Raw genomic sequence first — 24,982 nt, 5'->3', positions numbered from 1 at the left:
CTATACATTTCCCCACTTTTATGGTATAATTTAAAAGTTATTTTAATGATTTATCGATTTAATGTGATGAACAGTCGACGTAATAATATCATAAAAGAAAGGAATTAGAGAAGTATGTTATCTACGATAGAATCAGTAAATAGTGCTGTGAACAACTTTATCTGGGGTGTTCCGGCTATGATCTGCATTATTGGAGTCGGGCTTTACTTAAGTATCCGGACCGGCTTCCTTCAGATCAGAAAATTTCCGTATGCGATGAAAGTGACGATCGGAAGAATGCTCCGCAAAAGAGATGCATCTGACGGTGCACTGACTCCGTTCCAGGCAGTTTGTACCGCATTGGCGGCGACGGTCGGAACCGGAAATATCGCTGGGGTTGCCGGTGCTATCGCAATCGGAGGGCCGGGCGCAGTGTTCTGGATGTGGATCTCAGCACTTCTTGGAATGTGTACAAAGTTTTCAGAAGTTACTCTTGCAGTTCATTTCCATGAGACGAATGCGGAAGGAGATCGTGTCGGTGGACCGATGTATTATATCAAAAATGGTCTGAAAAAGCATTGGCACTGGCTGGCTTATCTGTTCGCTGCATTCGGAGTTCTGACTGTATTTGGAACGGGAAATGCAACACAGGTGAATACAATTACAACAGCAATCGATTCTGCACTTTTTAATTATGGAATCATAGAAAAGGATTCTGTTGGAACATTGAATCTGATTATCGGAATTGTACTTGCTATCCTGATCGGCATGATCCTTCTTGGAGGAATTAAGAGAATTGGACAGGTTACAGAAAAGCTTGTCCCATTCATGGCAGCAATTTATGTGATTCTGGCACTTGGCGTTGTTGTTCTGAATTTCCAGAACATTCCGAGCGTATTTGGATCCATTTTCGAAGGCGCATTTTCACCGGCATCTGTGACCGGAGGCGCCGTGGGATCTTTCTTTATGAGTATGAAGAAAGGTGTTTCCAGAGGAATCTTCTCTAATGAGGCAGGACTTGGTACAGGTTCTATCGCGCATGCATGTGCAGATACGAAAAAGCCTGTAAAGCAGGGATTTTTTGGAATCTTCGAAGTATTTGTTGATACCATTGTAATCTGTACATTGACAGCACTCGTTATTCTGTGTAGCGGTGTTCCGGTTGGATATGGAGAGGCAGCAGGAGCAGAACTTACTATTCTTGGATTTACATCCACTTATGGAAACTGGGTATCTATCTTTACAGCGGTTGCAATGTGCTGCTTCGCATTTTCTACGATTATCGGATGGGGATTGTACGGAACGAGATGTGTGGAATTCCTTCTTGGTACAAAAGCGAATAAGCCATTCATGGTACTCTATGCACTCGTTGCAATCATCGGTGCAACGATGGAACTTGGATTGATGTGGAATATTGCCGAGACATTCAATGGTCTGATGGCAATTCCGAACCTGATCGCAGTATTCTTGTTGTCAGGTGTAGTTGTAAAGCTTGTGAAAGAATACTTTGCGGGTGAAGGAAAAGAAAGTTAAAAATAAAACTAGATATAGAAGATTTAAAGCTCTGGTGTTTTTTGAAATCACCGGAGTTTTTTTAATTGAGCAATAAAAAACATCTTATATCCCCCCACCTGGCTTGTGGGTTTATTCTGTTTCTTATACAATAAATTGCATTGAAAGAAAATAGACATCATGAGGAGAAAACGATGAAACGAAGAAAACTATCACAGGTGATCGTGGTAACCTTAGCAGTCTGCACGTTGGCAGGCTGTGTACTTACAGGCTGTGGAAGTAAATCAGACAATGCAAATAAAGAGACTACACAAAGCGGATCTACATTAATCTATGGAAGTAATGATTACACAAGGATCAATCCGGCTATTGATGAGCATGGAGAGATTAATTTACTTCTGTTTGACGGTCTGACAGCACATGATGAGAATAATGAGGTAGTACCGGGACTGGCAGAATCATGGGAGCTGGATGACGCGACAAATACTTATACATTCCATCTTAGGGATGATGTAAATTGGCATGATGGAGAGCAATTTACAGCAGATGATGTTGAGTTTACGATCAAAGCAATCATGGATCCGGACAATGAGTCAGAGATTGCTTCTAATTACGAGGATGTTACAGCAATCAATGTGATCGATGATAAGACGATTTCTTTTACACTTCGGGATAAGAATGTGGCATTTCTCGACTATATGACAATTGGTATCCTTCCGAAACACTTACTGGAAGGCAAGGATATGCAGACAGATGAATATTTCCATAATCCAATCGGAACGGGTCCGTATAAGATTCAGGAGTGGGATGAAGGACAGAGTATTACACTTGTAAAGAATGAGGATTATTATAAAGGAGCTCCGAAGATTGATACAATCGTGTTTAAGATTGTACCGGATGATAATGCAAAGGCACTTCAGTTAAAATCCGGTGAGATCAATCTGGCAAAGGTGACACCGAAGGATGCACAGAATTTTACAGATGATGATACTTTTACAGTATATGATATGAAGACAGCAGATTACAGAGGTATCCTTTATAACTTTAATAATGAGTTCTGGCAGAGGAACAAAGATGCAATTCCGGCAATCAGCTATGCAATCGATCGTCAGAAGATGGTAGACAGCGTTCTTCTGGGAGAAGGAATTGTAGCTTATGGTCCGCTTCAGAGAAATAAATATAATAATGAAGATGTAGAGAAATACTCTTATGATCCGGCAAAAGCAAAAGAAGTGTTAGAAGCGGCTGGCTGGACATTGGGAGATGACGGAATCTATGAGAGAAACGGAGAGAAGCTTTCTTTTACAATCAATGTGATGGAAGGTGATCAGGTGCGCGCAGATCTTGCGGCTATCGCATGTCAGCAGCTGAAAGAAGTTGGAGTTGATGCAAAAGCACAGGTTCAGTCAGAAATCGACTGGGCAAATCAGGAAGCATTTTTGATCGGATGGGGAAGCCCGTTTGATGCTGATGACCATACATATAAAGTGTTTGGTACAGATAAAGGAAGTAATTACAGTGGATATTCCAATGAACAAGTAGACACTTATCTGACACAGGCAAGACAGACAAGTGATGAGAATGAGCGAAAAGAAGCATATGCAAAGTTTCAGGTTGCACTTGCAGAAAATCCGGCATATACATTCTTCTGTTATTGCGATGTAGATTATGTGACGAATAAGAAGATCCATGGAATTACAAAGGATACAGTTCTTGGCCATCATGGTGTTGGAATTTTCTGGAATGTAGAGGATTGGACAATCGAATGAAAATAGAAGAAATACTGGCAGTGAAGCATTTGTCAGTTGAATTTCAAACTTCAGATGGAAAGAAACAAGTAGTAAAGGACGTCTCCTTGTCGTTAAGACAAGGGGAGGTCCTTGCTCTTGTTGGAGAGTCAGGATGTGGAAAGACTGTACTGTGCCGATCAATTTTGAAATTACTGCCAAAGAGTGCCTCTGTGACAGGCGAAGCCATTCAATATAAAGATCAGAACCTGATCGGATATAATGAAAAAGAGATGCAGCAGATCCGAGGACAGGGAATCGCGATGGTCTTTCAGGATCCACAGAGTACGTTAAACCCGACGATGACAGTTGGAAGTCAGATGGAAGAGGCTATTTTGTTGCATGAAAAAGCTTTAAATCAGAAGAAAAGAGAGAAAGATTTCGAGAAAAATAAGAAGAAATCAGCAAAAGAGCGGGCAATCGAACTGATGAAGCTCGTTGGGATCAAAGACGCAGAGCAGCGTTATGATCTATATCCGTATTATTTTTCAGGTGGAATGCGTCAGAGATGTGTGCTTGCAACAGCACTTGCCTCAAATCCAAAGCTTTTAATTGCGGATGAACCGACGACAGCTTTGGATGTGACAATCCAGGCGGAGATTCTGAAACTGTTGAAAAAATTACAGAAAGAATTGAATTTAAGTATTCTGTTTATCACACATGATCTCGGAGTTGTTGCTCAGATCGCAGACCGGGTTGCTGTAATGCAGGATGGAAATATCGTGGAATTGGAAGAAGCAAAACAGCTTTTCACAGCTCCAAAACATTCTTATACAAAGAAATTGCTTCAAGATCATCCTTATTATATGCATAGAAATGAATCAGAATTAAAAAGTGAGTCGAAATTGCATGAAAAACTGGTAGAGATTTCACATTTGTCCTATGCCTACCCTTTGGATAGAAAAAGCGTGTTTCAAGCGGTGAAAGATGTGTCCTTTGAGATAAGAAGAGACGAGATTTTTGGACTGGTAGGTGAGTCAGGATCTGGAAAGTCAACGGTTGGAAAATGTCTGATGGGAATTCTAAGTCCGGAAGCAGAAACATTTTCTTATGATGGGATAAATCTTCTTGATAAAAAAGCAAAAAAGAAAAATGCGAGAAGACTGCAAAAAGAGCGGCAGATGATCTTTCAGGATTCAACATCTTCCTTAAACCAGAAAATGAAGGTAGAGAAGATCCTTGCAGAGCCATTGGAAATACATAAAGTATTTTCTGACAAGAAAGAACAACATGATTTTTTATGTGAAATGATGGAAGAAGTGGAATTGCAGGAAGAACAGCTTCACGTGTGGCCACCGGAGTTGTCAGGCGGACAAAGACAGAGAGTTGCAATCGCAAGAGCATTTGCAATGAAGCCGAAGCTCTTGATCGCAGATGAACCAATCGCTTCGTTGGATGTAACTACACAGGCACAGATGGTGAAGCTGTTTCGGCATTTACAAAGAGAACATGACTGTGCAATCCTTTTTATTGCGCATGATCTTTCAATGGTGCGTCTGTTGTGCGACCGTGTCGGAGTGATGAAGGATGGAAAACTTGTGGAGATAGGAGAAACCGAGCAGGTGTTTGAACATCCACAGCATTTATATACGAAGAAACTTTTGGAGGCGATTCCGATTCCGGAGATTTCAGGAGAGGAGCAGAGTGATGAAGAAACAATGGCTTAAAAAAATCGGACTGATCTTGCTATCTGTTTTTGTGCTCTCACTTCTTGTGTTTGTAATGTCGCGGCTGGCACCCGGGGATCCGCTGTTTTCTTATTATGGAGAACGTGCGGAGAGAATGTCGGTGGAAGAACATGAGCATGCAATGGAACGACTTGGATTAAACGAACCTATCCCTGTTCAGTATGTGAAATGGCTTGGAAATGCATTTCGGGGGGACTTCGGAATCTCTTATAAATATAAACAAGACGTTCTTACAGTAATCGAGGGACGTTTAGTCAATACATTATTGCTTGGCGGAATTGGTTTTATCCTGACATTTGGACTGGCACTTTTGCTTGGAATTTTCTGTGTGTATTATGAAAATCAGCTTCCAGACCGGATTTTGCGTAAGGTGGGAACAATCACAAGCTGTATTCCGGAATTCTGGTTGTCACTTATATTGATTTTGATTTTTAGTGTGAATCTAAAGCTCCTTCCGGGAAGTGGGGCATATGATCTTGGCCAATCGGCAAATCCGTTGAGCAGATTGACTCATCTGATTCTTCCGCTGACAGTTGTTGTGCTGAGCCACCTTTGGTATTATGCGTATCTGATCCGTAACCGATTGTTGGAAGAAACTAGAAAAGACTATGTTTTACTGGCAAAGGCAAAAGGAATGTCGCGAAAAAGAGTATTGTTCTTTCACTGTGTGAAAAATATTATGCCATCGTTCATCAGTCTGATGGCAATTTCACTTCAGCATGTGATCGAAGGGACGTATATCGTGGAAATGGTATTTTCCTATCCGGGAATCGGAACGCTTTCTTTTGAAAGTGCAAAATATCATGACTATAATATGCTGATGGTGCTTTGTGTATTTACCGGTATTTTTGTTATTGCAGGAAATGTGATCGGACAGTCTGTCAGTGAATGGATCGATCCAAGAATGAAAGAGATAAACATGACAGGAAAGGCAAGTCAAATATAAGGTGGAGAAGATGAGAAAAGCTGAGAAGAATAATAGTTCATCCGAAAATAGAATAAGGATATTCAAAATGAATGATTTTGGAAAAAACAAGTCTTCTGTAATTGCCGGAAGTATTCTTGCAGTCATCATATTTGCCTGTGTTTTCTGTCGTTTCTTTATGACGAAAGACCCTACATACATGGATCTGAAGAACTGCAACATTTCACCGAATAGAGAGTTCTTTTTTGGAACGGATACGATGGGAAGAGATATCTTTTCAATGATTTTATACGGTGGTAGAATCTCGTTGTTTATCGGGTTGATATCCACCGTGTTATCGACTACGATTGCGGTGATCTACGGATCCTTCAGTGGAATCGCACCGGAGTGGATTGATGAACTGATGATGCGTTTTACAGAAATTTTATTGAGTATTCCTTCAATTCTGTTAATTATCTTTCTTCAGGCACTGGCAGGAAAGAACTCAGTTGTTGCAATCACCGTAGTGATTGGGTTTACCAGTTGGATGAATATTGCAAAAATGGTACGCACTGAGGTACGACAGCTCCGTGAGAGTGAATATCTGATTGCTGCAAAATGTATGGGTGGAAGTTTCTGGCATATTTTACGTGTGCATTTGCTGCCGAATTTTGTTTCATCGATTATGTTTATGGTCGTGATGAACATCAGAAGTGCAATCATAGCAGAGTCAACATTGAGCTTTCTTGGGATTGGTCTTCCGATGGAAATCATTTCCTGGGGGAGTATGCTCTCGCTTTCTGAAAAGGCATTGATGACAAACTCCTGGTGGATCATTCTGATTCCGGGAATCGTGCTTGTAATCACATTACTGTGTATTACGGAACTGGGAGAAGCTTTGCGTAAAAATGTGAATCAGAAAGAAGGCAATTTATAGAAAATTTCTATAGAAAAGTTTGATAACCCATAGTAAAAATGTTATACTGAAAAACAGAAGCCTGGAGGTTAAAATACCTGAACGAATAGGTAAAGGAGAGCGATAGAATGGTAACAGTAAATGCTATGGGAGACAAATGCCCACTTCCGGTAATTAAGACAAAGAAAGCATTAGATGCTTTGACAGCTCCGGAGACAATAGAAGTTCTCGTTGATAATGAGACAGCAGTGGCTAATGTGACAAAGATGGCACAGAGTACAGGCGCAACAGTAACACAGGAGAAGCTTGGAGAGGATGAATATAAAGTGACAATCCAGGCGCTTGCAGGAGAAGGAACTCAGACAGCACCGGCGGGTGCGGTTTGCGATTGTGTTCCGACAGGGGATACGGTAGTTGTGATTTCTTCTGACAAGATGGGAAGTGGAAATGATGAGCTCGGAAAAGTGCTGATTAAAGGTTGCATCTTTGCAATCACACAGCTTGATGAGCTTCCAAAGAAGATGATCTTCTACAACGGTGGCGCTAAGATCACATGTGAAGGATCTGACTCTCTGGAGGATCTGAAGAATCTGGAAAGCCAGGGCGTTGAGATTGTGACTTGCGGAACATGTCTGGATTATTATGGAATGAAAGACAAGCTTGCAGTAGGAACAGTTACAAATATGTATGACATTGTCGAGTCTATGAATAATGCAGGTAAGATTGTGAAACCTTGTTAGAAACATAGGAACAGTTACAGTAATTTGAAAATGTGATGGAAAAGCTGCTGCAACAGCTTTTTCGTATACCGAGGGAATTATTTTGAAAAAATATTCGAAAGGAAGTGGGCGAAATGAGTAAGGGACTCAAAGAGATTCATCTGACACAGATGACAAAGACAGCTGGTTGAGCGGCCAAAATCGGTCCTGAGACCCTTGCCCAGGTTCTGGGTAAGCTGCCTAAATTTTCCGATGAGCGTCTGCTTGTCGGTGTTGAGACATCAGATGATGCCGCAATTTATAAAATATCGGATGAGACTGCCATGATACAGACACTGGATTTCTTCACACCGGTTGTGGACGATCCGTATCTGTTCGGACAGATTGCAGCGGCGAACTCCTTAAGCGATGTATATGCAATGGGAGGAGAGCCGAAGGTTGCATTGAATATTGTATGTTTTCCAAATTGTCTGGATCCGGAGATCTTAGGGGAGATCTTGCGAGGCGGAGCAGACAAGGTGTTAGAAGCAGGAGCCGTTCTGGTCGGAGGTCATTCGGTGCAGGATGATGAACCGAAATACGGACTCTCGGTAACAGGCTTCGTTCACCCGGATAAGATTTATAAGAATTACGGGTGTCAGCCGGGAGATGTGCTGGTTCTGACCAAACAGCTTGGAAGTGGTATTGTGAATACAACAGTGAAAGCACAGATGGCTTCCGAAGCAGCCGCAGATGAAGCTGCGAAAGTAATGGCTTCATTGAATCAGAGAGCGAAAAGAGCAATTGAGAAACACACGATCCACGCATGTACAGATGTGACGGGATTTGGATTGCTAGGACATTGTACAGAGATGGCTGAGGCAAGTGACATGACTCTGGAATTATATCCGGAGCAGATTGAATATATGACAGAAGCGATTGCATATGCAAGGATGGGACTCGTTCCGGCAGGAGCATATAAGAACCGGGAGTTTGCAGCAGAAGGACTGGATGCAGGAGATATAGAAGAGGTCTATTTAGATCTGATCAGCGATCCGCAGACTTCAGGAGGACTTCTTGTCAGTGTCCCAAGAGAAGAATTAGATTGTCTGTTAGCAGACTTTGAGGCAGTGGGAATGGAAACGAAAGTTTCAGTTGTAGGCTGCGTCAAAGAGCGGCAGGAAAAACTCATCCAACTAAAAAAAGGAAAAATGGAAATGCTGTAAGAGATTTCTTGTTACTGTTCACAGTGCTCTGTGAGCAGTAACGGTTTCTTGCGGCATTTCGCTGTAGAAAGAGAAAATAAGGAGCAGCAGTAGTTGGAACAGTTAGATCAGAATAAGAAAAGAGAAAATTTACAGAAAGAAAAGAATCAGATCTTCCGCCTGCTTCCGCGAGTAGATGACTTGATGAAGAAAGAAAATGTTCAGAGACTGGCAGAGAAAGAAGGATATGAGCGTGTTCTCGGAGCAGTCAGAGATTCTGTGGAGAATCTGAGAAATGAAATCTCACAAGGAATCAAAAAGGGAATCAGTGAGCATGAAGCAAAAGAAATGATTCAGAAATTTCTGTATGAGATAGAATCAAGTTCAAAGAAATCAGAAGTGAACCATCTTCTGGAACAAGAACAGAAAAAGGAGATCCAACCAGTTTATAACGGAACAGGAGTAATCCTTCATACCGGGCTTGGACGTGCAACGCTTAGTCATGAGATTGCGGAAAAACTGAAAGCAGTTGCAGAGAATTATTCCAGTCTGGAATATGATTTACAGACTGGAAAACGTGGAAACAGGACCGGATATGCAGAAGAATTGCTTTGTCAGATCACAGGAGCAGAAGCGGCAATTGTTGTGAATAACAATGCCGGAGCTGTACTTCTTGCCCTGAGTGCATTGACAAAAGGAGGAGAAGTGGTCGTCTCCAGAGGAGAACTTGTTGAAATCGGAGGGAAATTCCGTATTCCGGAAGTTCTTGAATTAAGCGGTGCTATTTTGAAAGAAGTCGGGACAACCAATCGTACAAGGATAGAAGATTATAAAGCAGCAGTCAGTGAAAAGACGAAAGCATTTTTGAAAGTCCACACAAGTAATTACAGAATTGTCGGGTTTACAGAATCGGTAAGTGCAGAAGAATTGTATGAATTAAGTACTGGTCTGATAGAGTGCACGCAGGAATTGCCGCCTGAAAACTTCGAGAATCATACGGAACGAAGCGGAATTCCAGTGATTGAAGATCTGGGCAGTGGTGTACTTATAAATCTGGAGGAATATGGTTTATCCAAAGAACCAACCGTACAGGAAGAAGTAAAGGCCGGTGCAGATGTTGTTTGTTTTAGTGGTGATAAACTATTTGGTGGAGCACAGGCCGGAGTTCTTGTAGGAAAGAAAAAATATATTGATCAGATGCGTAATCATCCATTGCTTCGGGCTCTTCGAGCAGATAAATTTACAATGACAGCAATAGAAGAAGTGTTGAAATGTTATCTGGATCAGAAAGAAGCGGTTCAAAAGATTCCAACACTGAGAATGCTGACAAGACCTGTGGAGGAAATAAAAGAGAAAGCAAGAGTCTGTGCTGATAGATGGAATCAAGAGGGAGCGTCCGTTCAGATTCAAGTGGAAAAATGTATTTCTAAGGCTGGTGGCGGTGCACTTCCTGAGACGGAGATTCCAAGTTATGGAGTAGCATTGGAACCAACTGAGATCACCGTTGAAGAATTAGAAAGCAGGATGAGAAATCTTTCAGTTCCGGTAATTGGAAGAATAAAGGAAGGGCGTTTCCTTCTGGATATGAGAACTTTCTCGGAAGAAGGAATCGAATATCTGGCGACACAGATCAGACATGTTATGGAAAGAAAGCATAACTAAGAAAGAAAAACAGCATTAAGAAAGGGACTGCATTAGATGGAAAGACATGTGATCATCGGAACTGCCGGACATATCGATCATGGTAAGACGACACTGATCAAGGCATTAACGGGAAGAGATACAGACCGTCTGAAAGAAGAGAAAGCACGTGGAATCACAATTGATCTAGGGTTTACATGGATGGATTTGACAGACGGAGAGCGTGTCGGAATCATTGATGTTCCCGGGCATGAAAAGTTCATTTCTAATATGACTGCGGGTGTGGTGGGAATGGACCTTGTTCTTCTTGTAATTGCTGCAGATGAGGGAGTTATGCCACAGACAAGAGAACATCTTGCGATTTTACGCCTTCTCGGTGTTGAGAATATCCTTGTTGTTTTGAATAAATGTGACCTTGTGGATGAGGAATGGCTGGAGATGGTAGAACAGCAGATCTGTGAAGAAATGCAACAGTTGCTTACAGTAGGTCAGAGAAATGATCAGGTAGAAGATAAGCTGGAATATAATGTGGACATTGTACGTGTTTCAGCAAAATCAGGAGCCGGAATAGAAGAATTAAGAAGTCAAATCCTGAAATGTGTAAAAAAGCAGAAAGAAATGTGGAAAATTCCTGCTTTTCCAAGACTTCCTGTGGACAGAGTATTTTCAATTAAAGGAAGCGGAACAGTTGTGACGGGAACACTTCTTGACGGGAAAATTCATTCGGGAGATCGGGTGATGATCTATCCACAACAAACTTCGTGCAGAGTGCGTGGAGTTCAGGTGCATGAGCAGGAGGCAGAAGCTTGTGAAGCAGGTCAGCGAAGCGCACTGAACCTGGTTCAGACGGACCGAAGACAGAGCAGTGATGGGAAGTTTGTGTATCGAGGAAATGTGATTGCACCGGAAGGAAGTATGAAAGTCAGCCGCTATGTGAATGCAAAACTGACACTTCTTCCACAAAGTAAAAGAAGTATTGAACATCAGACTCGATTACATTTTTATAGCGGAACAACAGAAGTTCTGTGCAGAGCAGTTCCGTTGTCCTGTGAGAAAGTTGAGCCGGGGGAATCAGCCTATGTCCAATTAAGGTTAGAAGACCCTGCTGCGTTTTGTCCGGGGGACAGGTTTATTGTCCGATTTTATTCACCACTCGAGACAATCGGTGGAGGAATTATCCTTGAAATGGGAGAAAAAAAAGAGCGAAAATATCATGATGGGGTTTTACAAAGACTGGAACTGTTGGAAAACAATCTTTGGAATCAAGAAAATAAGTGTTCAAAGGAAATCCCAGATCAAGAAAAGAGCCTGCAGGAACAGATTTCTTTAGAAAAGAGAATTATGGATGAATTGGAAAGCTGGTTGTCTGCGCATCCATATCGAAGAGGAATGCCAAAGACAGTTCTTTTCAATCAGATCAGCAAAGGGAAAAAGGAACAGAATCGGGAAATTCAGAAATGTCTTATACTATTGGAGGAACATGGAAATGTCGGTTGTATAAGGTTGCAACAGGAAAATTCCAGTATAGAGCTGATTTCTCCGGAGGGATATAAAGTAAAAGAGACGGAAGAAGTTTCTAAATTAAGAGAAATCTTTGCCAGTCAATCAGATGAGAATAAAGTTTTCTTTTTGAACAAAGTGGAATTGGAAACATTTTTTGAGTCAGCAAGAAAAACGAAAAAGAAAAGTGGAATACAAAGTCAGGATGAATTGATGGAAATTCTGAATTATATGCAGGAAGAAAACGAAATTACAGAGGTTTGTGAGAGTGTCTATACAACAACAGAGATTACGTTTAAAATTAGAACAGAAGTAAGCCGTATGTTATCTGTATCTAAAGTGATTACACTGAGTCAGGTGAAAGAAGTATTTCAGACAAGCAGAAAAAATGCCAGATTGATTTTTGAATATACAGATCGAATCAGATTTACAGCAAAAGAAGGTGCACAGACAGAACGCTCCGCAGGAAGTAAATTGCAAAGAGAACAAATCAGAGGAAAGTAAGGGGAGAGTGAATGAACTTAAAACAACTGGAAGCATTTGTGAAAGTAGCAGAAACAAAAAGTTTTTCGGAAGCGGCAAAGCAGTTATTCCTTACGCAGCCAACTATCAGTGCACATGTGTCTGCATTAGAAAAAGAACTGAATACCTGTTTCCTTATAAGAAATACAAGAGGAGTTGATCTGTCAGAGAGTGGAAAAGAGCTTTATGCTTATGCGGTACAAATGCTTGAAATCGAAAAGACAATAAAAGGACGGTTTGGAAAAGAAATAAAACCGGAGGGAAATGTACTTCGTATTGGTGCTTCAACCATACCGGCGCAATATATTCTTCCAAATGTAATGTCTGCATTTCATGCAGAATATCCTGGTGAAAAATTGAAGCTTTTTGAGACAGACAGTAAAGGAGTTATCGATATGATTCTTTCCCATCATATTGATATTGGATTTACAGGAACCGTGATTGAGAAAGGAAACTGTAAATATCTTCCATTTTATGAAGACGAATTAGTTGTGCTTACTCCGTCAAATGAGAAATTTGTTGAAAAGCTTTGTGGTGGACAAATATTGGCGGATTGGATCATGGACGAGCCGGTGATCTTAAGAGAAGAAGGATCCGGAACAAAGAAAGAAGCAGAAAAAATGCTGGCAGAACAAGGGATTGATATGAAAAAATTGAAGCTGGCAGCCTTGATGGAGAATCAGGAGACGATCAAAAGATCTGTAAGTAAAGGGATGGGAGTTACGATTTTGTCTAAACTTGCGGCAGAAGAGGAATTGAAAAATGGAACACTTCTGGCTTTTCCACTGGGCAGTCAAGGTGGAAAGAGAATGATCAACCTTGTCTATGATGCAGAATATCCGTTGCTTCCGGCAGCAGAGCGTTTTATAAAGATGATAAAGAGAATGTATTTGAAGAAAGAAAATACAGGGATAGGTGAATGCAAATAACACGCCCTATTTATAGAAAAAGTCTATAAATAGGGCAGATCCATTACGGATTCCTATTAGACGGAAACAGAAAAGAGAAGTATACTATAACTAGTGATTTGTATCTGAAAAGTAAACGATATAAACACATACAGAAAGGAAGAGAAGCCCTATGATCTACATGGATAATGCGGCAACTACATTGCAGAAACCGGAAGAAGTAAAACAGGCGATTCTCTATGCTCTCGAGCATATGGGAAATGCGGGGAGAGGCGGAACAGAAGCTGCACTTGATGCTTCGAGAAGTATCTATGCAGTAAGGGAAAAGCTTGCAGATTTTTTCAATGCAGAAAGTCCGACAAGAATTGCATTTACTGCAAATTCTACAGAGAGTCTTAATATTGCACTGAAAGGTTTGTTTCAACCGGGCGATCATGTGATCACAACAGTGCTGGAACATAATTCAGTATTGCGTCCGCTGTATTGGTGTCAGGAACAGGGAGTAGAGCTTACAATTCTAAACTGTGACGAAAAGGGAAATCTGTCATATGAAGAGATGGAGAATGCAGTGCGGGAAAACACAAAAGCAATTGTGTGTACGCATGCTTCGAATCTGACAGGAAATATGATCAATCTGAAACGGGTAGGACAGATTGCATCGAAGAAGCATATTTTGTTTGTTGTGGATGCTTCTCAGACAGCAGGTGTTTATCCAATTGATGTGCAGGAACTTGGGGTTGATGTATTGTGCTTCACAGGACATAAAGGTTTGCTTGGACCGCAGGGAACCGGAGGGCTTTATGTTAGGGAAGGTGTGGAAATTCGTCCGCTTCTGTGTGGAGGAAGTGGCGTGGATACTTATAACATGCATCATCCGTCCCAGATGCCGACGGCACTTGAGGCCGGAACTCTTAATGGGCATGGGATTGCAGGACTTGGCGCAGCGATTGATTATCTGAACCGTACAGGAATTGATGTGATCCGTGAGAAAGAACTTCATCTGATGCGCAGGTTTTATGATGGGATTTCTCAGATCCCGGATGTGAAAGTCTATGGAGATTTTACAGCAGAGGAAAGAGCTCCGATCGTGACTTTCAATCTGGGAGATTATGACTCTTCTGAAGTCAGTGATGAATTGAATGAAGTTTATGGGATTGCGACCAGACCGGGAGCACATTGTGCACCACTGATGCACAAAGCACTCGGTACAGTAGAACAGGGAGCTGTCCGATTCAGTTTTTCTCATTACAATACAGATGAAGAGGTCGATTTTGCAATTCGTGCAATAAAAGAGTTGTAGAGAAAGAGAGGAAAAGGAAATGAATTTGTTTGATTCAAAGAAGAAACTGGGAATCGCCGGTGTCGTAATGGGTCTGGTAGCAGCAACACTTGCTTATTTTGGTAACCCAGCGAACATGGCAATCTGTATTGCGTGTTTTGTACGTGATACAGCAGGGGCACTTGGACTTCATTCCGCAGAGCCGGTACAGTATGCAAGACCGGAGATCATCGGAATCGTCCTCGGTGCATTTATTATTTCAATTGCGACAAAAGAATATCGTGCAACAGCAGGATCTTCCACAATCGTACGTTTTGTACTCGGAATGATTCTTGTGATCGGAGCACTTGTATTCCTTGGATGTCCGCTTCGTATGGTGATACGTATGTCAGCCGGAGATCTGAATGCATGGGTAGCACTGATCGGATTTGCTCTTGGTGTTGCTACAGGCGTGTTTGCACTGAAGAAAGGTTTCAGCCTTGGGCGTGCACATGTGACAAATAAAGTGAGTGGAAGTGTACTTCCACTTCTTATGATCGGAGTGCTTGTACTTGCACTTGGAACAAATCTTTTAAAGAGTAGTACAGCGGGTCCGGGAAGTATGCATGCACCAATCATTATTTCTCTGATCGGTGGACTTCTCTTTGGAGCATTTGCTCAGAAATCAAGAATGTGTTTCGCAGGAAGTATCCGTGATATCATTCTTATGAAGAACTTTGACCTGATCACAATCGTTGTAGGATTCTTCGCAGTTATGCTTGTATATAATGTTGCAACAGGACATTTTGTTCTTGCATTCAATACACCTGGAGTGATCGCTCACTCCCAGCACCTGTGGAGCATTCTTGGAATGTATGCAGTAGGATTTGCAGCAGTTCTTGCAGGAGGATGCCCGCTGCGTCAGCTTGTACTTGCAGGTCAGGGATCATCTGATGCAGGAGTAACAGTGATCGGTATGTTTGCAGGTGGAGCACTTGCACATAACCTTGGCCTGGCAGCAAGTGGAACAGCACTGAATGCTGAGACAGGTGAGATTGTAGCCGGAGCTGTTCCGCCAGCAGGTAAGATCGCAGCAATTATTTGTATTATTGTATGTTTTGTAATCGCATTTACAAACAAGAGAAGCGAAGCAAAATAAGGAGAAAATAGTTATGAGAGAAGTAGATGCAAGAGGATTATCTTGTCCAGAACCATTGATGCTGACAGCAGAAGCGATTAAAAGTGACAATAGTCCGGTAAAGGTTCTTGTGACAGAACCACATCAGAAAACAAATGTGGAGAAATTTGCAAAGGATCACGGAAAGAAAACAACAGTAGAAGAAATCGAAGATGGATTTGCTGTTGTGATCGAGTAAAATGAAATAGTAAAAAGCCCTGCTCCCTTTACTGAATGTGAATTTGGTAAAGGGAGCATTTTAGTAATGAAAAATGTTTTCTATTTGTCTGGTTTCGGTTATAATAAGAGAGTTGAGAAAAAGGAAAGTGTGAGGATAACAGCATGTATATTTCAACAAAATATCTGCATGTATTTCTTGATATCGGAGATGCGCTGCTTTCAAGCGGGGCGGAGATATTTCGTGTAGAAGATACATTGAACCGTATGGGATATGCATGCGGTGCAACACAGATGAATGTGTTCGTGATCACATCGAGTATTGTTATTACAATGGAATTTCCAGAAGAAAATGTACGAACTCAGACAAGGAGAATCCGAAAGACCGGAGGAAATGATTTCGAGAAGCTGGAGAAATTGAATAATTTGAGTAGACAGTTTTGCCAGAATCCTATGTCTCCTGAAGAACTTAGGGAAATCTTCGATCAGATTGACAAAGTTGTTCCGACACAGACAGGAAAACTCGCAGGGAGTATTCTGGCAGCTTTTAGTTTTGCGCTTTTCTATGGAGGAAATCTTTGGGATGCATTACTGGCCGGATTAGCAGGCATCTTAATCTGGGGAGCACAGAGACATATAAGAAAGTATTGCATGAATGAAGTGACGTTTCAATTTGTGGCATCATTTCTTGCGGGATGTTTTATTTGTGTTATGGCGAGGCTTTTTCCGGCTCTGCACGTGGATAAGATTATGATTGGTGATATTATGTTATTGATCCCGGGATTGATGGCAACCAATGCAATTCGTGATATATTGATTGGAGATACGATATCTGGGGTTATGCGTTTTATAGAGGCAATGCTTCTTGCAGCAGTGCTTGCACTTGGATTTATCGGAGCAATATTTCTGATTGGGAGGATTGGTTGATGACGTATATTGTTCAATTATTTACAGGTGCAGCGGGTTCGGTTGCATTTGGCATATTGTTTCATATGAAGAAGAAACACCTTCCATTGGCGGCACTTGGCGGTTTTCTGGGCTGGCTGTTATTTATCATCTGTAGAGGATTCTGGGGAGGTGTGTTCTTCCCGACATTGGCAGCAGCTTTTGGAATCGACTTATATGCGGAGATACTTGCGCGTAGTTGCAGGAGTACTTCGACTTCATTTTTTGTAACATCGGTGATTCCACTGATTCCAGGAAGCACGCTTTATTATTGTATGAGAAGTGTTGTTGAAGGAAATTTACATCAGGCATGGAATTATGGACGAGATACATTTTTATATGCATTGGGGATTGCGGCAGGTATGAGTATTGCCTGGGCAATCTGTGATTTTTTAAGAAAGATAAGAGGAAAACAGGAGATCTCATAAATGAGAAAGAAAGAATTAAAACTTGTGGTGACATTTCACACAACTGCGGATGCGATGGCGATGGAAAAAGCGTGCAAGGCAGAGGAGGTACCGGGCAGACTGATTCCGGTGCCAAGAGTAATCTCGGCCGGTTGTGGACTTGCCTGGGCGGCACCGCTTGAGGCGGTAGAACAGATCAAGCATGTAATGCAGGAAAAGGGGATTGAGAGAGAAGAACTTCATGAGTGCATGGTCTAATCTTTGGATTCAAGGCAAAATGCGCATAATCTGTGTTGAACAGTGGAGTGATAAATGTGGAAGGAAAAGTAATCATGTTTCCAAAAAAGAAACGAGAATATGAGAATGAACGTTGATTCTGAGGGCGGTTTGCGCTATACTCTATTCAGTAATAAAAGAAAAAAAAGGTTACTGTTCACACGGGAGTGTGCAGTAACGAAAAAAGTGCTGCTCACAGATCAGTGGGAGCGGTAATGAAAAGACTGCTGATAGTTCGGCAGAGAAGGAGCATAATATGAGAATTACAGATGACATTTTATATGTAGGTGTAAATGATCACAACATTGATTTATTCGAGGGTCAGTATATCGTGCCGAATGGCATGGCTTACAATTCCTATGTGATCAATGATGAGAAAATTGCGGTTATGGATACAGTGGATGCAGCTTTTGGCGATGAGTGGCTGAAGAATATTGCAGATGTATTGAATGGAGCAACACCTGATTACCTGATCATTCAGCACATGGAGCCGGATCATTCAGCAAATATTCAGAAATTTCTGGAAGTATATCCGAATATAAAGGTGGTTGGAAATGCAAAGACATTTACAATGATCGGAAACTTCTTCCGTGACCTGAAACTTGCAGACGAGAACAAGCTGGAAGTGAAGAATAAAGATACACTGACACTTGGAAAACATGAGCTTACATTTGTATTTGCACCGATGGTACATTGGCCGGAGGTAATGGTAACATACGATAGCAAGGATAAGGTTCTTTTCTCTGCGGATGGATTCGGTAAGTTCGGAGCGCTTGATGCAGAGGAAGACTGGGATTGCGAAGCACGCCGTTACTATGTCGGAATTGTTGGAAAATACGGAGCACAGGTTCAGAATCTTTTGAAGGTTGCAGCAACACTGGATATTCAGACAATCTGCCCGCTACATGGACCGGTTCTTACAGAGAATCTGGAGCACTACATTGGACAGTATAATACATGGTCTTCTTATGGAACAGAATCTGAAGGTGTTATGATCGCGTACACATCTGTTTATGGAAATACAAAGAAGGCAGTTGAACTTCTTGCTGAGAAGCTGAAAGAAAAAGGATGCCCTAAGGTCGTAGTAACAGACCTTGCCCGTGAGGATATGGCAGAGGCTGTAGAAGATGCGTTCCGTTACGGTAAGATCGTTCTTGCTTCAACAACTTATAACGGAGATGTATTCCCGTTCATGAAGACATTTATCGAGCACTTGACAGAACGTAACTATCAGAATAAGACAATTGGTCTGATTGAGAACGGATCTTGGGCTTCTATGGCTGGTAAAGTGATGACAGGAATGTTTGAGAAGAGCAAGAATATCACATGGCTTGAGACTTCAGTAAAGATTATGTCTTCTATGGATGAGCAGAATAAAGCGGACATCGAGAAGATGGCAGAGGAATTGATGTAAGCAATTGTGATTTACAGGAAAGAAAGATTCTGTTAGGATAGAATCAGATGGCGGAGCGGATGACCAGATATCAGCTGGCGTTTGCTCCGTTTCTTAATAAATAGATCAATGATGAATTGTCTAAGTATTATGGAGGCAGAAGAGTAACTGGTGTGCTTCCTGGTCTTCAAAACCAGTGTGGGGCGTGGTACGTCCCGGGTGGGTTCGATTCCCACATGTCTCCGCCAAAAGAAAGGAAAAAGAATATGGGTATGAATCAGACGCCGGTGTCCGAACGAGTGCACATCGGCTTTTTTGGTAAGCGGAATGCGGGAAAATCAAGCGTGATGAATGCGGTAACAGGACAGAATCTTGCGGTAGTTTCTGATGTGAAAGGAACAACAACGGATCCGGTTTATAAGACAATGGAACTTCTTCCGTTGGGTCCTGTTGTGATGATGGATACTCCTGGAATTGATGATGAAGGTGAACTGGGTGAACTTCGTGTGAAGAAGAGTTATCAGGTGTTGAATAAGACAGACATTGCTGTTGTTGTGATTGATGGAACGTGTGGCGTCAGTGAAGAAGATCTCAAGATAACAGAGCGGATTCAGAAAAAGAACATACCTTATATAATAGTACTGAATAAATGTGAACGGTTTACACAAGAAGATGAGAGATTGCGGGTACAGGAAAATACCGCAAGTTATTTGAAAACAGAGAAAGAGAAGATTCTTCTTGTAAGTGCAGCGGATAAAAGCGGAATTTATGAGCTGAAGGAAGAACTTGGAGCATTGAAAGGAAAGGAAGAGGAAGAACGAAAGATTGTTGGAGATCTTCTTGAACCATCCGATTTTGTAGTGCTTGTTGTGCCGATTGACAGTGCGGCACCAAAGGGACGCCTGATTTTACCACAGCAGCAGACGATTCGTGACATTTTGGATGCAGATGCATCTGCTATTGTTGTAAAAGAAACAGAACTTGCAGGAACATTAGCTTCACTTGGAAGAAAGCCGAAGATGGTTATTACAGACAGTCAGGTGTTTGGTAGAGTGTCAAAAGATACACCAAAGGATATCTTATTAACTTCCTTTTCGATTCTATTTGCAAGATATAAAGGAAATCTGGAAACAATGGTACACGGAGTAAAGGCACTGGATATTCTGGAAGACGGTGATAAAGTGCTGATCAGTGAAGGGTGCACACATCACAGACAGTGTGATGATATTGGTACAGTGAAGATTCCACGCTGGCTGAAAGAGTATACAGGGAAAGAACTTATAATAGAGACTTCTTCAGGAACAGAATTCCCAGATGACCTTGGTTCATATAAAATGATCATTCATTGTGGAGGGTGTATGCTGAATGAACGCGAAATGAAATACAGGATCAGTTGCGCACAGGATCAGGGAATTCCGATTGCAAACTATGGAATGGTGATCGCATATATTCATGGAATATTGAAAAGGAGTCTGAGTCCATTTCCGGAGATAGAAAAACTCTTATAAAAGTAAAGAATGCGTTGCTGGTCGCACATCGTGTGAACAGTAACAAGAATGCATTATAACGGAAATGACGCCGCTTTGCTGGATCTGCAACTCCAGCAGGCGGCGTCATTTCTATGGTATGTAATTGAGAGGATCCTTTAGTTACCAGACAGAAACATCTGCACACGAAACTGGGGAATTCCTACAAAGAGGCTGTGCGCTGACGGTACTGCTGCGGCAGGGATATTCTTGGGGAAAACATCCGGCGTTAGCGTACTGCATGATAACTGAAGTATCTGACCTGTAAAAACGAATAAAAAAAGACAGTTTCTCCTCGGTAAATAGGAAAACCGCCTTTGGTCTTACAAGTCGAAATAATAATATCATTCGCACAGAGTGATGTCAAGTATTTGAGAAGAAAAAAATATGAGAATTATGAGAATATTAAATGGGGTTCAGTTTAAACACATCATGTATTGAATAAAAGGGGGAAACAATAATGATATAAAACGAGTTTCTTCTATATATAATAGGAAGTGAATCGATCAATAATCAAATATATATACATGAGAAAACACAAGAATAAAGAAGAAAAAGATTGTACTTGAAAAAAAACAAAAAAAGTACTTGCAATTTTGCACTCTCTCGGATATACTAAGAGAGCTGTGACATGATAGCAATGAAGCGCGAGGTTGCTGCCCGGCAAATGAATAAGCTGGTGCAGGTTTTCCGTGGAGCGAATGTCAAGTTAGGAAACTGGCGACAAGTCACTGTACGAATCAAAAACTGATTACTATTTGCCCCAATGGGATAACCAGGGTAGGAGTATGAAACAACGTGTGAGTTTCTCACGACACACACGGGAGAGTGTACAGTCACCGCTTGTCGTACTGATGTGAAAAGTACGAAAAGGAGGCGACTTTTTTTATGGCAAGTCAAGTAATGAGAATCACATTGAAGGCGTATGATCATCAGCTTGTTGATGCATCCGCAAAGAAAATCATCGAAACTGTAAAAAAGAACGGGTCACAGGTGAGTGGACCGGTACCACTTCCGACTAAGAAGGAAGTTGTAACAATTCTGAGAGCTGTACACAAGTACAAAGATTCCAGAGAGCAGTTCGAGCAGAGAACTCACAAAAGACTGATCGATATCATCACACCAACACAGAAAACTGTTGATGCACTTTCTAGATTAGAAATGCCAGCTGGTGTATTTATCGACATCAAGATGAAGTCCAAATAATAAGGACATCTTAATTTTAAACAGTATTCCTAAAATTTAGGATGAGCGCGAAAGCGTTCCGCTGTAAATCACAGGAGGTAATTATAATGAAGAAAGCTATCTTAGCTACAAAAGTTGGAATGACTCAGATCTTCAATGAAGAAGACGGAGTTCTGATTCCGGTAACAGTTCTGCAGGCTGGTCCTTGTGTAGTAACACAGGTTAAAACAGTTGAGAATGACGGTTACAGCGCAGTACAGGTTGGATATGTTGACAAGAAAGAAAAGATTGTCACAAAAGACAACAGTGGAAAGAAGTCCATCGCTCACAGAAACGGTGTGACAAAAGCTGAAAAAGGTCATTTTGACAAAGCAGGCGTATCCGGAAAGAGATATGTAAAAGAATTCAGATTTGAGAACGCTGAAGAGTATACACTTGCTCAGGAAATTAAAGCTGATATCTTTGCAGCAGGAGACAAGATTGATGCAACTGCTGTTTCAAAAGGTAAAGGTTTCCAGGGCGCAATCAAGCGTCACAACCAGAGCAGAGGACCTATGACTCACGGTTCCAAGTTCCATCGTCATGCTGGTTCTAACGGTTCAGCATCTGATCCAAGTAAGGTATTCAAAGGTAAGAAGATGCCAGGACAGATGGGTAACAAGAAGATCACTGTTCAGAATCTTGAAGTAGTAAGAGTTGATGCAGAGAACAATCTCATCCTCGTTAAAGGTTCTGTACCGGGACCAAAGAAATGCCTGGTAACAATCAAAGAGACAGTGAAGGCAAACTAGTCTGACAGCTAAGAAAGGAGGAACATACAGATGGCAAAAGTATCTGTTTACAATATCGAAGGTAAAGAAGTTGATACAATCGAACTGAACGATGCTGTATTCGGTGTTGAAGTTAATGAGCACCTCGTACACATGGCAGTTGTAAATCAGCTTGCAAACAATCGTCAGGGAACACAGAAAGCCAAGACACGTTCTGAAGTTTCCGGTGGCGGAAGAAAACCATGGAGACAGAAAGGAACAGGTCACGCAAGACAGGGATCAACAAGATCACCACAGTGGACAGGCGGTGGAGTTGTATTCGCTCCAGTTCCGAGAGACTATTCCTTCAAAATGAATAAGAAAGAGAAGAGAGCAGCTCTTAAGTCTGCACTTACTTCCAGAGTAGAAGAGAACAAATTCATCGTTGTTGATGAACTTAATTTCGACGAAATCAAAACAAAGAAATTCCAGGCAGTACTGAACAACCTGAACGTTAACAAAGCGCTGGTAGTTCTTGAAGATGGAAACAAGAATGTTGAGATTTCCGCAAAGAATATCCCGGATGTTAAAACAGCACATACAAACACAATCAACGTATATGACATCCTGAAATACAACACAGTAATCGCTACGAAAGCTGTTGTTGCAGCAATCGAGGAGGTGTACGCATAATGGCAAACATTCAGTATTATGATGTAATCCTTAAACCAGTTGTAACTGAGAAGAGCATGGAGCTTATGGCTGACAAGAAATATACATTCCTTGTACACACAGAGGCTACAAAATCTCAGATCAAAGAAGCTGTTGAAAAAATGTTCAACGGTACAAAAGTAAAAAGCGTCAACACAATGAACCTTGATGGTAAGAACAAAAGACGTGGAATGACTTTCGGAAAGACAGCTAAGACAAAGAAAGCTGTAGTAGCACTGACAGAAGACAGCGCTGATATTGAAATCTTTGAAGGTCTGTAAAAAATAAGACATTATACGGTGCAAACCCGTGAAACAAATAATCAGAGCAAACGAAAGGAGAGACAGTAATGGGAATCAAAACATATAACCCATATACACCTTCCAGAAGACAGATGACAGGTTCTGATTTCTCAGAGATCACAAAGACAACTCCAGAGAAATCCCTCCTCGAATCCAAGAAGAGAAAAGCTGGCCGTAACGCACAGGGTAAAATCACAGTAAGACATCGTGGCGGCGGAGCTAAGAAGAAATATAGAATTATCGACTTTAAGAGAAAGAAAGACGGAATTCCGGCAACAGTTGTTGGAATCGAGTATGATCCAAATAGAAGTGCTAACATCGCACTGATCTGCTACGCAGATGGTGAGAAAGCATACATCCTTGCTCCAGAAGGACTTACAGACGGCATGACAGTTATGAACGGTGCTGGCGCTGAGGTTAGAGTAGGAAACTGCCTTCCACTTTCAGAGATTCCGGTTGGTACACAGATCCACAACATCGAGCTGTACCCGGGAAAAGGTGGACAGCTGGTTCGTTCCGCTGGTAACAGCGCACAGCTGATGGCGAAAGAAGGAAAGTACGCTACACTGAGACTTCCTTCAGGAGAAATGAGAATGGTTCCGATCATCTGCCGCGCATCTATCGGTGTTGTAGGAAACGGTGATCACAACCTGATCAATGTTGGTAAAGCAGGACGTAAGCGTCACATGGGAATCAGACCTACAGTTCGTGGTTCCGTAATGAACCCTAACGACCATCCACACGGAGGTGGAGAAGGTAAGACAAGTATCGGACGTCCAGGACCGTGTACTCCATGGGGTAAACCGGCACTTGGTCTTAAGACTCGTAAGAAGAACAAATCTTCTAACAAGCTGATTGTAAGAAGAAGAGATGGTAAAGCGATTAAATAATCAGATTCACAAGGAGGTTAGAACCTATGGCTCGCTCACTTAAAAAAGGACCATTTGCAGACGAAAGCTTACTTAAAAAAGTAGACGCTATGAATGCTGCAGGTGATAAAACAGTTATAAAGACATGGTCACGCCGTTCTACAATCTTCCCATCATTTGTAGGTCATACATTTGCCGTACATGATGGAAGAAGACATGTGCCTGTATATGTTACAGAGGATATGGTAGGCCACAAGCTCGGTGAGTTCGTTGCAACAAGAACTTACAGAGGACACGGAAAAGACGAGAAGAAGTCAAAAGTTAGATAATTTTCATATATTTTGAAAGGAGGGTTCATCCATGGCAAAAGGACATAGATCCCAAATCAAAAGAGAAAGAAACGAGCAGAGAGATACAAGACCTTCAGCTAAGATTTCTTACGCAAGAGTATCTGTTCAGAAGGCATGTTTCGTTCTTGATGCCATCAGAGGCAAGGATGTACAGACAGCACTTGGTATTTTAGCATACAATCCAAGATATGCTTCAAGCGTTATAGAGAAGTTACTGAAATCAGCAATCGCAAATGCTGAGAATAACAACGGTATGAGCGTTGAGAACCTCTACATCGAGGAATGCTACGCAAACAAAGGACCGACAATGAAGAGAATCAAACCTAGAGCACAGGGTAGAGCTTACAGAATCGAGAAGAGAATGAGCCACATCACAATCGTGCTCAATGAGAGATAG

General features: G+C 41.7%; 25 protein-coding genes and 1 tRNA gene. All 26 read left to right on the top strand.

Translation table 11 applies throughout. The annotated features are described in order from the left end of the window. Nucleotides 1-114: 114 nt before the first annotated feature. Nucleotides 115-1,512 carry an alanine/glycine:cation symporter family protein gene (locus LI126_RS03105; RefSeq protein WP_055146171.1) on the top strand — a complete coding sequence of 466 codons (1,398 nt, stop codon included), beginning with the start codon at nucleotides 115-117 and terminating at the stop codon, nucleotides 1,510-1,512. 173 nt (nucleotides 1,513-1,685) lie between these two features. After that, nucleotides 1,686-3,260 (top strand): ABC transporter substrate-binding protein, encoded by a 1,575-nt coding sequence (locus LI126_RS03100; protein WP_227164797.1) that lies wholly within the window; start codon nucleotides 1,686-1,688, stop codon nucleotides 3,258-3,260. Next, entirely contained in the window at nucleotides 3,257-4,945 is a 1,689-nt protein-coding gene (locus LI126_RS03095; protein WP_227164796.1) for a dipeptide ABC transporter ATP-binding protein, read from the top strand. Before LI126_RS03100 ends, LI126_RS03095 begins: the two co-directional genes overlap by 4 nt. Continuing rightward, nucleotides 4,926-5,912: an ABC transporter permease gene (locus LI126_RS03090; protein WP_227164795.1), complete on the top strand. Its 987-nt coding sequence runs from the start codon at nucleotides 4,926-4,928 to the stop codon at nucleotides 5,910-5,912. Before LI126_RS03095 ends, LI126_RS03090 begins: the two co-directional genes overlap by 20 nt. Before the next feature lie 67 nt (nucleotides 5,913-5,979). Further along, entirely contained in the window at nucleotides 5,980-6,807 is an 828-nt protein-coding gene (locus LI126_RS03085) for an ABC transporter permease (protein ID WP_227164794.1), read from the top strand. Between the two features lie 107 nt (nucleotides 6,808-6,914). Continuing rightward, nucleotides 6,915-7,526: a sulfurtransferase-like selenium metabolism protein YedF gene (yedF, locus tag LI126_RS03080; RefSeq protein ID WP_155204149.1), complete on the top strand. Its 612-nt coding sequence runs from the start codon at nucleotides 6,915-6,917 to the stop codon at nucleotides 7,524-7,526. 113 nt (nucleotides 7,527-7,639) lie between these two features. Continuing rightward, the gene (gene selD, locus LI126_RS03075; RefSeq protein ID WP_081019605.1) at nucleotides 7,640-8,710 is read left to right on the top strand and encodes a selenide, water dikinase SelD; all 1,071 of its coding nucleotides are present in this window, start codon (nucleotides 7,640-7,642) and stop codon (nucleotides 8,708-8,710) included. Nucleotides 8,711-8,803: 93 nt separating this feature from the next. Continuing rightward, nucleotides 8,804-10,351: an L-seryl-tRNA(Sec) selenium transferase gene (gene selA / locus LI126_RS03070; protein WP_227164793.1), complete on the top strand. Its 1,548-nt coding sequence runs from the start codon at nucleotides 8,804-8,806 to the stop codon at nucleotides 10,349-10,351. A 36-nt stretch (nucleotides 10,352-10,387) separates the two neighbouring features. After that, nucleotides 10,388-12,334, top strand: a complete 1,947-nt coding sequence (gene selB, locus LI126_RS03065) for a selenocysteine-specific translation elongation factor (protein WP_227164792.1) — start codon at nucleotides 10,388-10,390, stop codon at nucleotides 12,332-12,334. A gap of 11 nt (nucleotides 12,335-12,345) precedes the next feature. Further along, on the top strand, nucleotides 12,346-13,281 hold the full coding sequence (locus LI126_RS03060; RefSeq protein ID WP_227164791.1) for a selenium metabolism-associated LysR family transcriptional regulator: 936 nt from the start codon (nucleotides 12,346-12,348) through the stop codon (nucleotides 13,279-13,281). Between the two features lie 151 nt (nucleotides 13,282-13,432). Beyond that, the gene (locus LI126_RS03055) at nucleotides 13,433-14,560 is read left to right on the top strand and encodes an aminotransferase class V-fold PLP-dependent enzyme (protein ID WP_227164790.1); all 1,128 of its coding nucleotides are present in this window, start codon (nucleotides 13,433-13,435) and stop codon (nucleotides 14,558-14,560) included. A 19-nt stretch (nucleotides 14,561-14,579) separates the two neighbouring features. Continuing rightward, nucleotides 14,580-15,677: a YedE family putative selenium transporter gene (yedE, locus tag LI126_RS03050; protein ID WP_015528310.1), complete on the top strand. Its 1,098-nt coding sequence runs from the start codon at nucleotides 14,580-14,582 to the stop codon at nucleotides 15,675-15,677. Nucleotides 15,678-15,690: 13 nt separating this feature from the next. Beyond that, on the top strand, nucleotides 15,691-15,894 hold the full coding sequence (locus LI126_RS03045) for a sulfurtransferase TusA family protein (RefSeq protein ID WP_015528309.1): 204 nt from the start codon (nucleotides 15,691-15,693) through the stop codon (nucleotides 15,892-15,894). A 143-nt stretch (nucleotides 15,895-16,037) separates the two neighbouring features. Next, nucleotides 16,038-16,799 (top strand): threonine/serine exporter family protein, encoded by a 762-nt coding sequence (locus tag LI126_RS03040; protein WP_055172207.1) that lies wholly within the window; start codon nucleotides 16,038-16,040, stop codon nucleotides 16,797-16,799. Beyond that, a complete protein-coding gene (locus LI126_RS03035; RefSeq protein ID WP_020436431.1) occupies nucleotides 16,799-17,245 on the top strand; it encodes a threonine/serine exporter family protein in 447 nt (148 codons plus the stop codon). The genes LI126_RS03040 and LI126_RS03035 overlap by 1 nt, the downstream gene beginning before the upstream one ends. Then, the gene (locus LI126_RS03030) at nucleotides 17,246-17,482 is read left to right on the top strand and encodes a DUF3343 domain-containing protein (RefSeq protein ID WP_015528306.1); all 237 of its coding nucleotides are present in this window, start codon (nucleotides 17,246-17,248) and stop codon (nucleotides 17,480-17,482) included. 274 nt (nucleotides 17,483-17,756) lie between these two features. Beyond that, on the top strand, nucleotides 17,757-18,914 hold the full coding sequence (locus LI126_RS03025) for an FprA family A-type flavoprotein (RefSeq protein WP_055146137.1): 1,158 nt from the start codon (nucleotides 17,757-17,759) through the stop codon (nucleotides 18,912-18,914). Nucleotides 18,915-19,045: 131 nt separating this feature from the next. Then, nucleotides 19,046-19,141 (top strand) — tRNA-Sec (locus LI126_RS03020). 18 nt (nucleotides 19,142-19,159) lie between these two features. Next, nucleotides 19,160-20,401 (top strand): [FeFe] hydrogenase H-cluster maturation GTPase HydF, encoded by a 1,242-nt coding sequence (gene hydF / locus LI126_RS03015; RefSeq protein ID WP_227164789.1) that lies wholly within the window; start codon nucleotides 19,160-19,162, stop codon nucleotides 20,399-20,401. A gap of 906 nt (nucleotides 20,402-21,307) precedes the next feature. After that, entirely contained in the window at nucleotides 21,308-21,625 is a 318-nt protein-coding gene (gene rpsJ / locus LI126_RS03010) for a 30S ribosomal protein S10 (protein ID WP_005612986.1), read from the top strand. Between the two features lie 86 nt (nucleotides 21,626-21,711). Further along, on the top strand, nucleotides 21,712-22,395 hold the full coding sequence (gene rplC / locus LI126_RS03005; protein ID WP_015528301.1) for a 50S ribosomal protein L3: 684 nt from the start codon (nucleotides 21,712-21,714) through the stop codon (nucleotides 22,393-22,395). A 30-nt stretch (nucleotides 22,396-22,425) separates the two neighbouring features. Further along, on the top strand, nucleotides 22,426-23,046 hold the full coding sequence (rplD, locus tag LI126_RS03000; RefSeq protein ID WP_015528300.1) for a 50S ribosomal protein L4: 621 nt from the start codon (nucleotides 22,426-22,428) through the stop codon (nucleotides 23,044-23,046). After that, on the top strand, nucleotides 23,046-23,345 hold the full coding sequence (gene rplW, locus LI126_RS02995) for a 50S ribosomal protein L23 (RefSeq protein WP_005612991.1): 300 nt from the start codon (nucleotides 23,046-23,048) through the stop codon (nucleotides 23,343-23,345). Before rplD ends, rplW begins: the two co-directional genes overlap by 1 nt. Before the next feature lie 68 nt (nucleotides 23,346-23,413). After that, on the top strand, nucleotides 23,414-24,256 hold the full coding sequence (gene rplB, locus LI126_RS02990) for a 50S ribosomal protein L2 (RefSeq protein ID WP_055146130.1): 843 nt from the start codon (nucleotides 23,414-23,416) through the stop codon (nucleotides 24,254-24,256). 26 nt (nucleotides 24,257-24,282) lie between these two features. Further along, nucleotides 24,283-24,564 (top strand): 30S ribosomal protein S19, encoded by a 282-nt coding sequence (gene rpsS, locus LI126_RS02985; RefSeq protein WP_015528298.1) that lies wholly within the window; start codon nucleotides 24,283-24,285, stop codon nucleotides 24,562-24,564. Between the two features lie 31 nt (nucleotides 24,565-24,595). Then, the gene (rplV, locus tag LI126_RS02980; protein ID WP_015528297.1) at nucleotides 24,596-24,982 is read left to right on the top strand and encodes a 50S ribosomal protein L22; all 387 of its coding nucleotides are present in this window, start codon (nucleotides 24,596-24,598) and stop codon (nucleotides 24,980-24,982) included.

It is taken from the genome of Mediterraneibacter sp. 210702-DFI.5.30, assembly GCF_020560115.1.
In the GTDB taxonomy this organism is placed as follows: Bacteria; Bacillota; Clostridia; order Lachnospirales; family Lachnospiraceae; genus Mediterraneibacter; species Mediterraneibacter faecis.
Note: the sequence above shows the minus strand (reverse complement) of the source record. Positions and strands in the feature narration are given on the sequence as shown.

Excerpts from the sequence above, each read along its gene's own strand:
- LI126_RS03105 (WP_055146171.1), top strand. The coding sequence starts at position 115 with ATGTTATCTACGATAGAATCAGTAAATAGTGCTGTGAACAACTTTATC.
- LI126_RS03100 (WP_227164797.1), top strand. The coding sequence starts at position 1,686 with ATGAAACGAAGAAAACTATCACAGGTGATCGTGGTAACCTTAGCAGTC.
- LI126_RS03095 (WP_227164796.1), top strand. The coding sequence starts at position 3,257 with ATGAAAATAGAAGAAATACTGGCAGTGAAGCATTTGTCAGTTGAATTT.
- LI126_RS03090 (WP_227164795.1), top strand. The coding sequence starts at position 4,926 with ATGAAGAAACAATGGCTTAAAAAAATCGGACTGATCTTGCTATCTGTT.
- LI126_RS03085 (WP_227164794.1), top strand. The coding sequence starts at position 5,980 with ATGAATGATTTTGGAAAAAACAAGTCTTCTGTAATTGCCGGAAGTATT.
- yedF (WP_155204149.1), top strand. The coding sequence starts at position 6,915 with ATGGTAACAGTAAATGCTATGGGAGACAAATGCCCACTTCCGGTAATT.
- selB (WP_227164792.1), top strand. The coding sequence starts at position 10,388 with ATGGAAAGACATGTGATCATCGGAACTGCCGGACATATCGATCATGGT.
- LI126_RS03060 (WP_227164791.1), top strand. The coding sequence starts at position 12,346 with ATGAACTTAAAACAACTGGAAGCATTTGTGAAAGTAGCAGAAACAAAA.
- LI126_RS03055 (WP_227164790.1), top strand. The coding sequence starts at position 13,433 with ATGATCTACATGGATAATGCGGCAACTACATTGCAGAAACCGGAAGAA.
- yedE (WP_015528310.1), top strand. The coding sequence starts at position 14,580 with ATGAATTTGTTTGATTCAAAGAAGAAACTGGGAATCGCCGGTGTCGTA.
- LI126_RS03045 (WP_015528309.1), top strand. The coding sequence starts at position 15,691 with ATGAGAGAAGTAGATGCAAGAGGATTATCTTGTCCAGAACCATTGATG.
- LI126_RS03040 (WP_055172207.1), top strand. The coding sequence starts at position 16,038 with ATGTATATTTCAACAAAATATCTGCATGTATTTCTTGATATCGGAGAT.
- LI126_RS03035 (WP_020436431.1), top strand. The coding sequence starts at position 16,799 with ATGACGTATATTGTTCAATTATTTACAGGTGCAGCGGGTTCGGTTGCA.
- LI126_RS03030 (WP_015528306.1), top strand. The coding sequence starts at position 17,246 with ATGAGAAAGAAAGAATTAAAACTTGTGGTGACATTTCACACAACTGCG.
- LI126_RS03025 (WP_055146137.1), top strand. The coding sequence starts at position 17,757 with ATGAGAATTACAGATGACATTTTATATGTAGGTGTAAATGATCACAAC.
- hydF (WP_227164789.1), top strand. The coding sequence starts at position 19,160 with ATGGGTATGAATCAGACGCCGGTGTCCGAACGAGTGCACATCGGCTTT.
- rpsJ (WP_005612986.1), top strand. The coding sequence starts at position 21,308 with ATGGCAAGTCAAGTAATGAGAATCACATTGAAGGCGTATGATCATCAG.
- rplC (WP_015528301.1), top strand. The coding sequence starts at position 21,712 with ATGAAGAAAGCTATCTTAGCTACAAAAGTTGGAATGACTCAGATCTTC.
- rplD (WP_015528300.1), top strand. The coding sequence starts at position 22,426 with ATGGCAAAAGTATCTGTTTACAATATCGAAGGTAAAGAAGTTGATACA.
- rplW (WP_005612991.1), top strand. The coding sequence starts at position 23,046 with ATGGCAAACATTCAGTATTATGATGTAATCCTTAAACCAGTTGTAACT.
- rplB (WP_055146130.1), top strand. The coding sequence starts at position 23,414 with ATGGGAATCAAAACATATAACCCATATACACCTTCCAGAAGACAGATG.
- rpsS (WP_015528298.1), top strand. The coding sequence starts at position 24,283 with ATGGCTCGCTCACTTAAAAAAGGACCATTTGCAGACGAAAGCTTACTT.
- rplV (WP_015528297.1), top strand. The coding sequence starts at position 24,596 with ATGGCAAAAGGACATAGATCCCAAATCAAAAGAGAAAGAAACGAGCAG.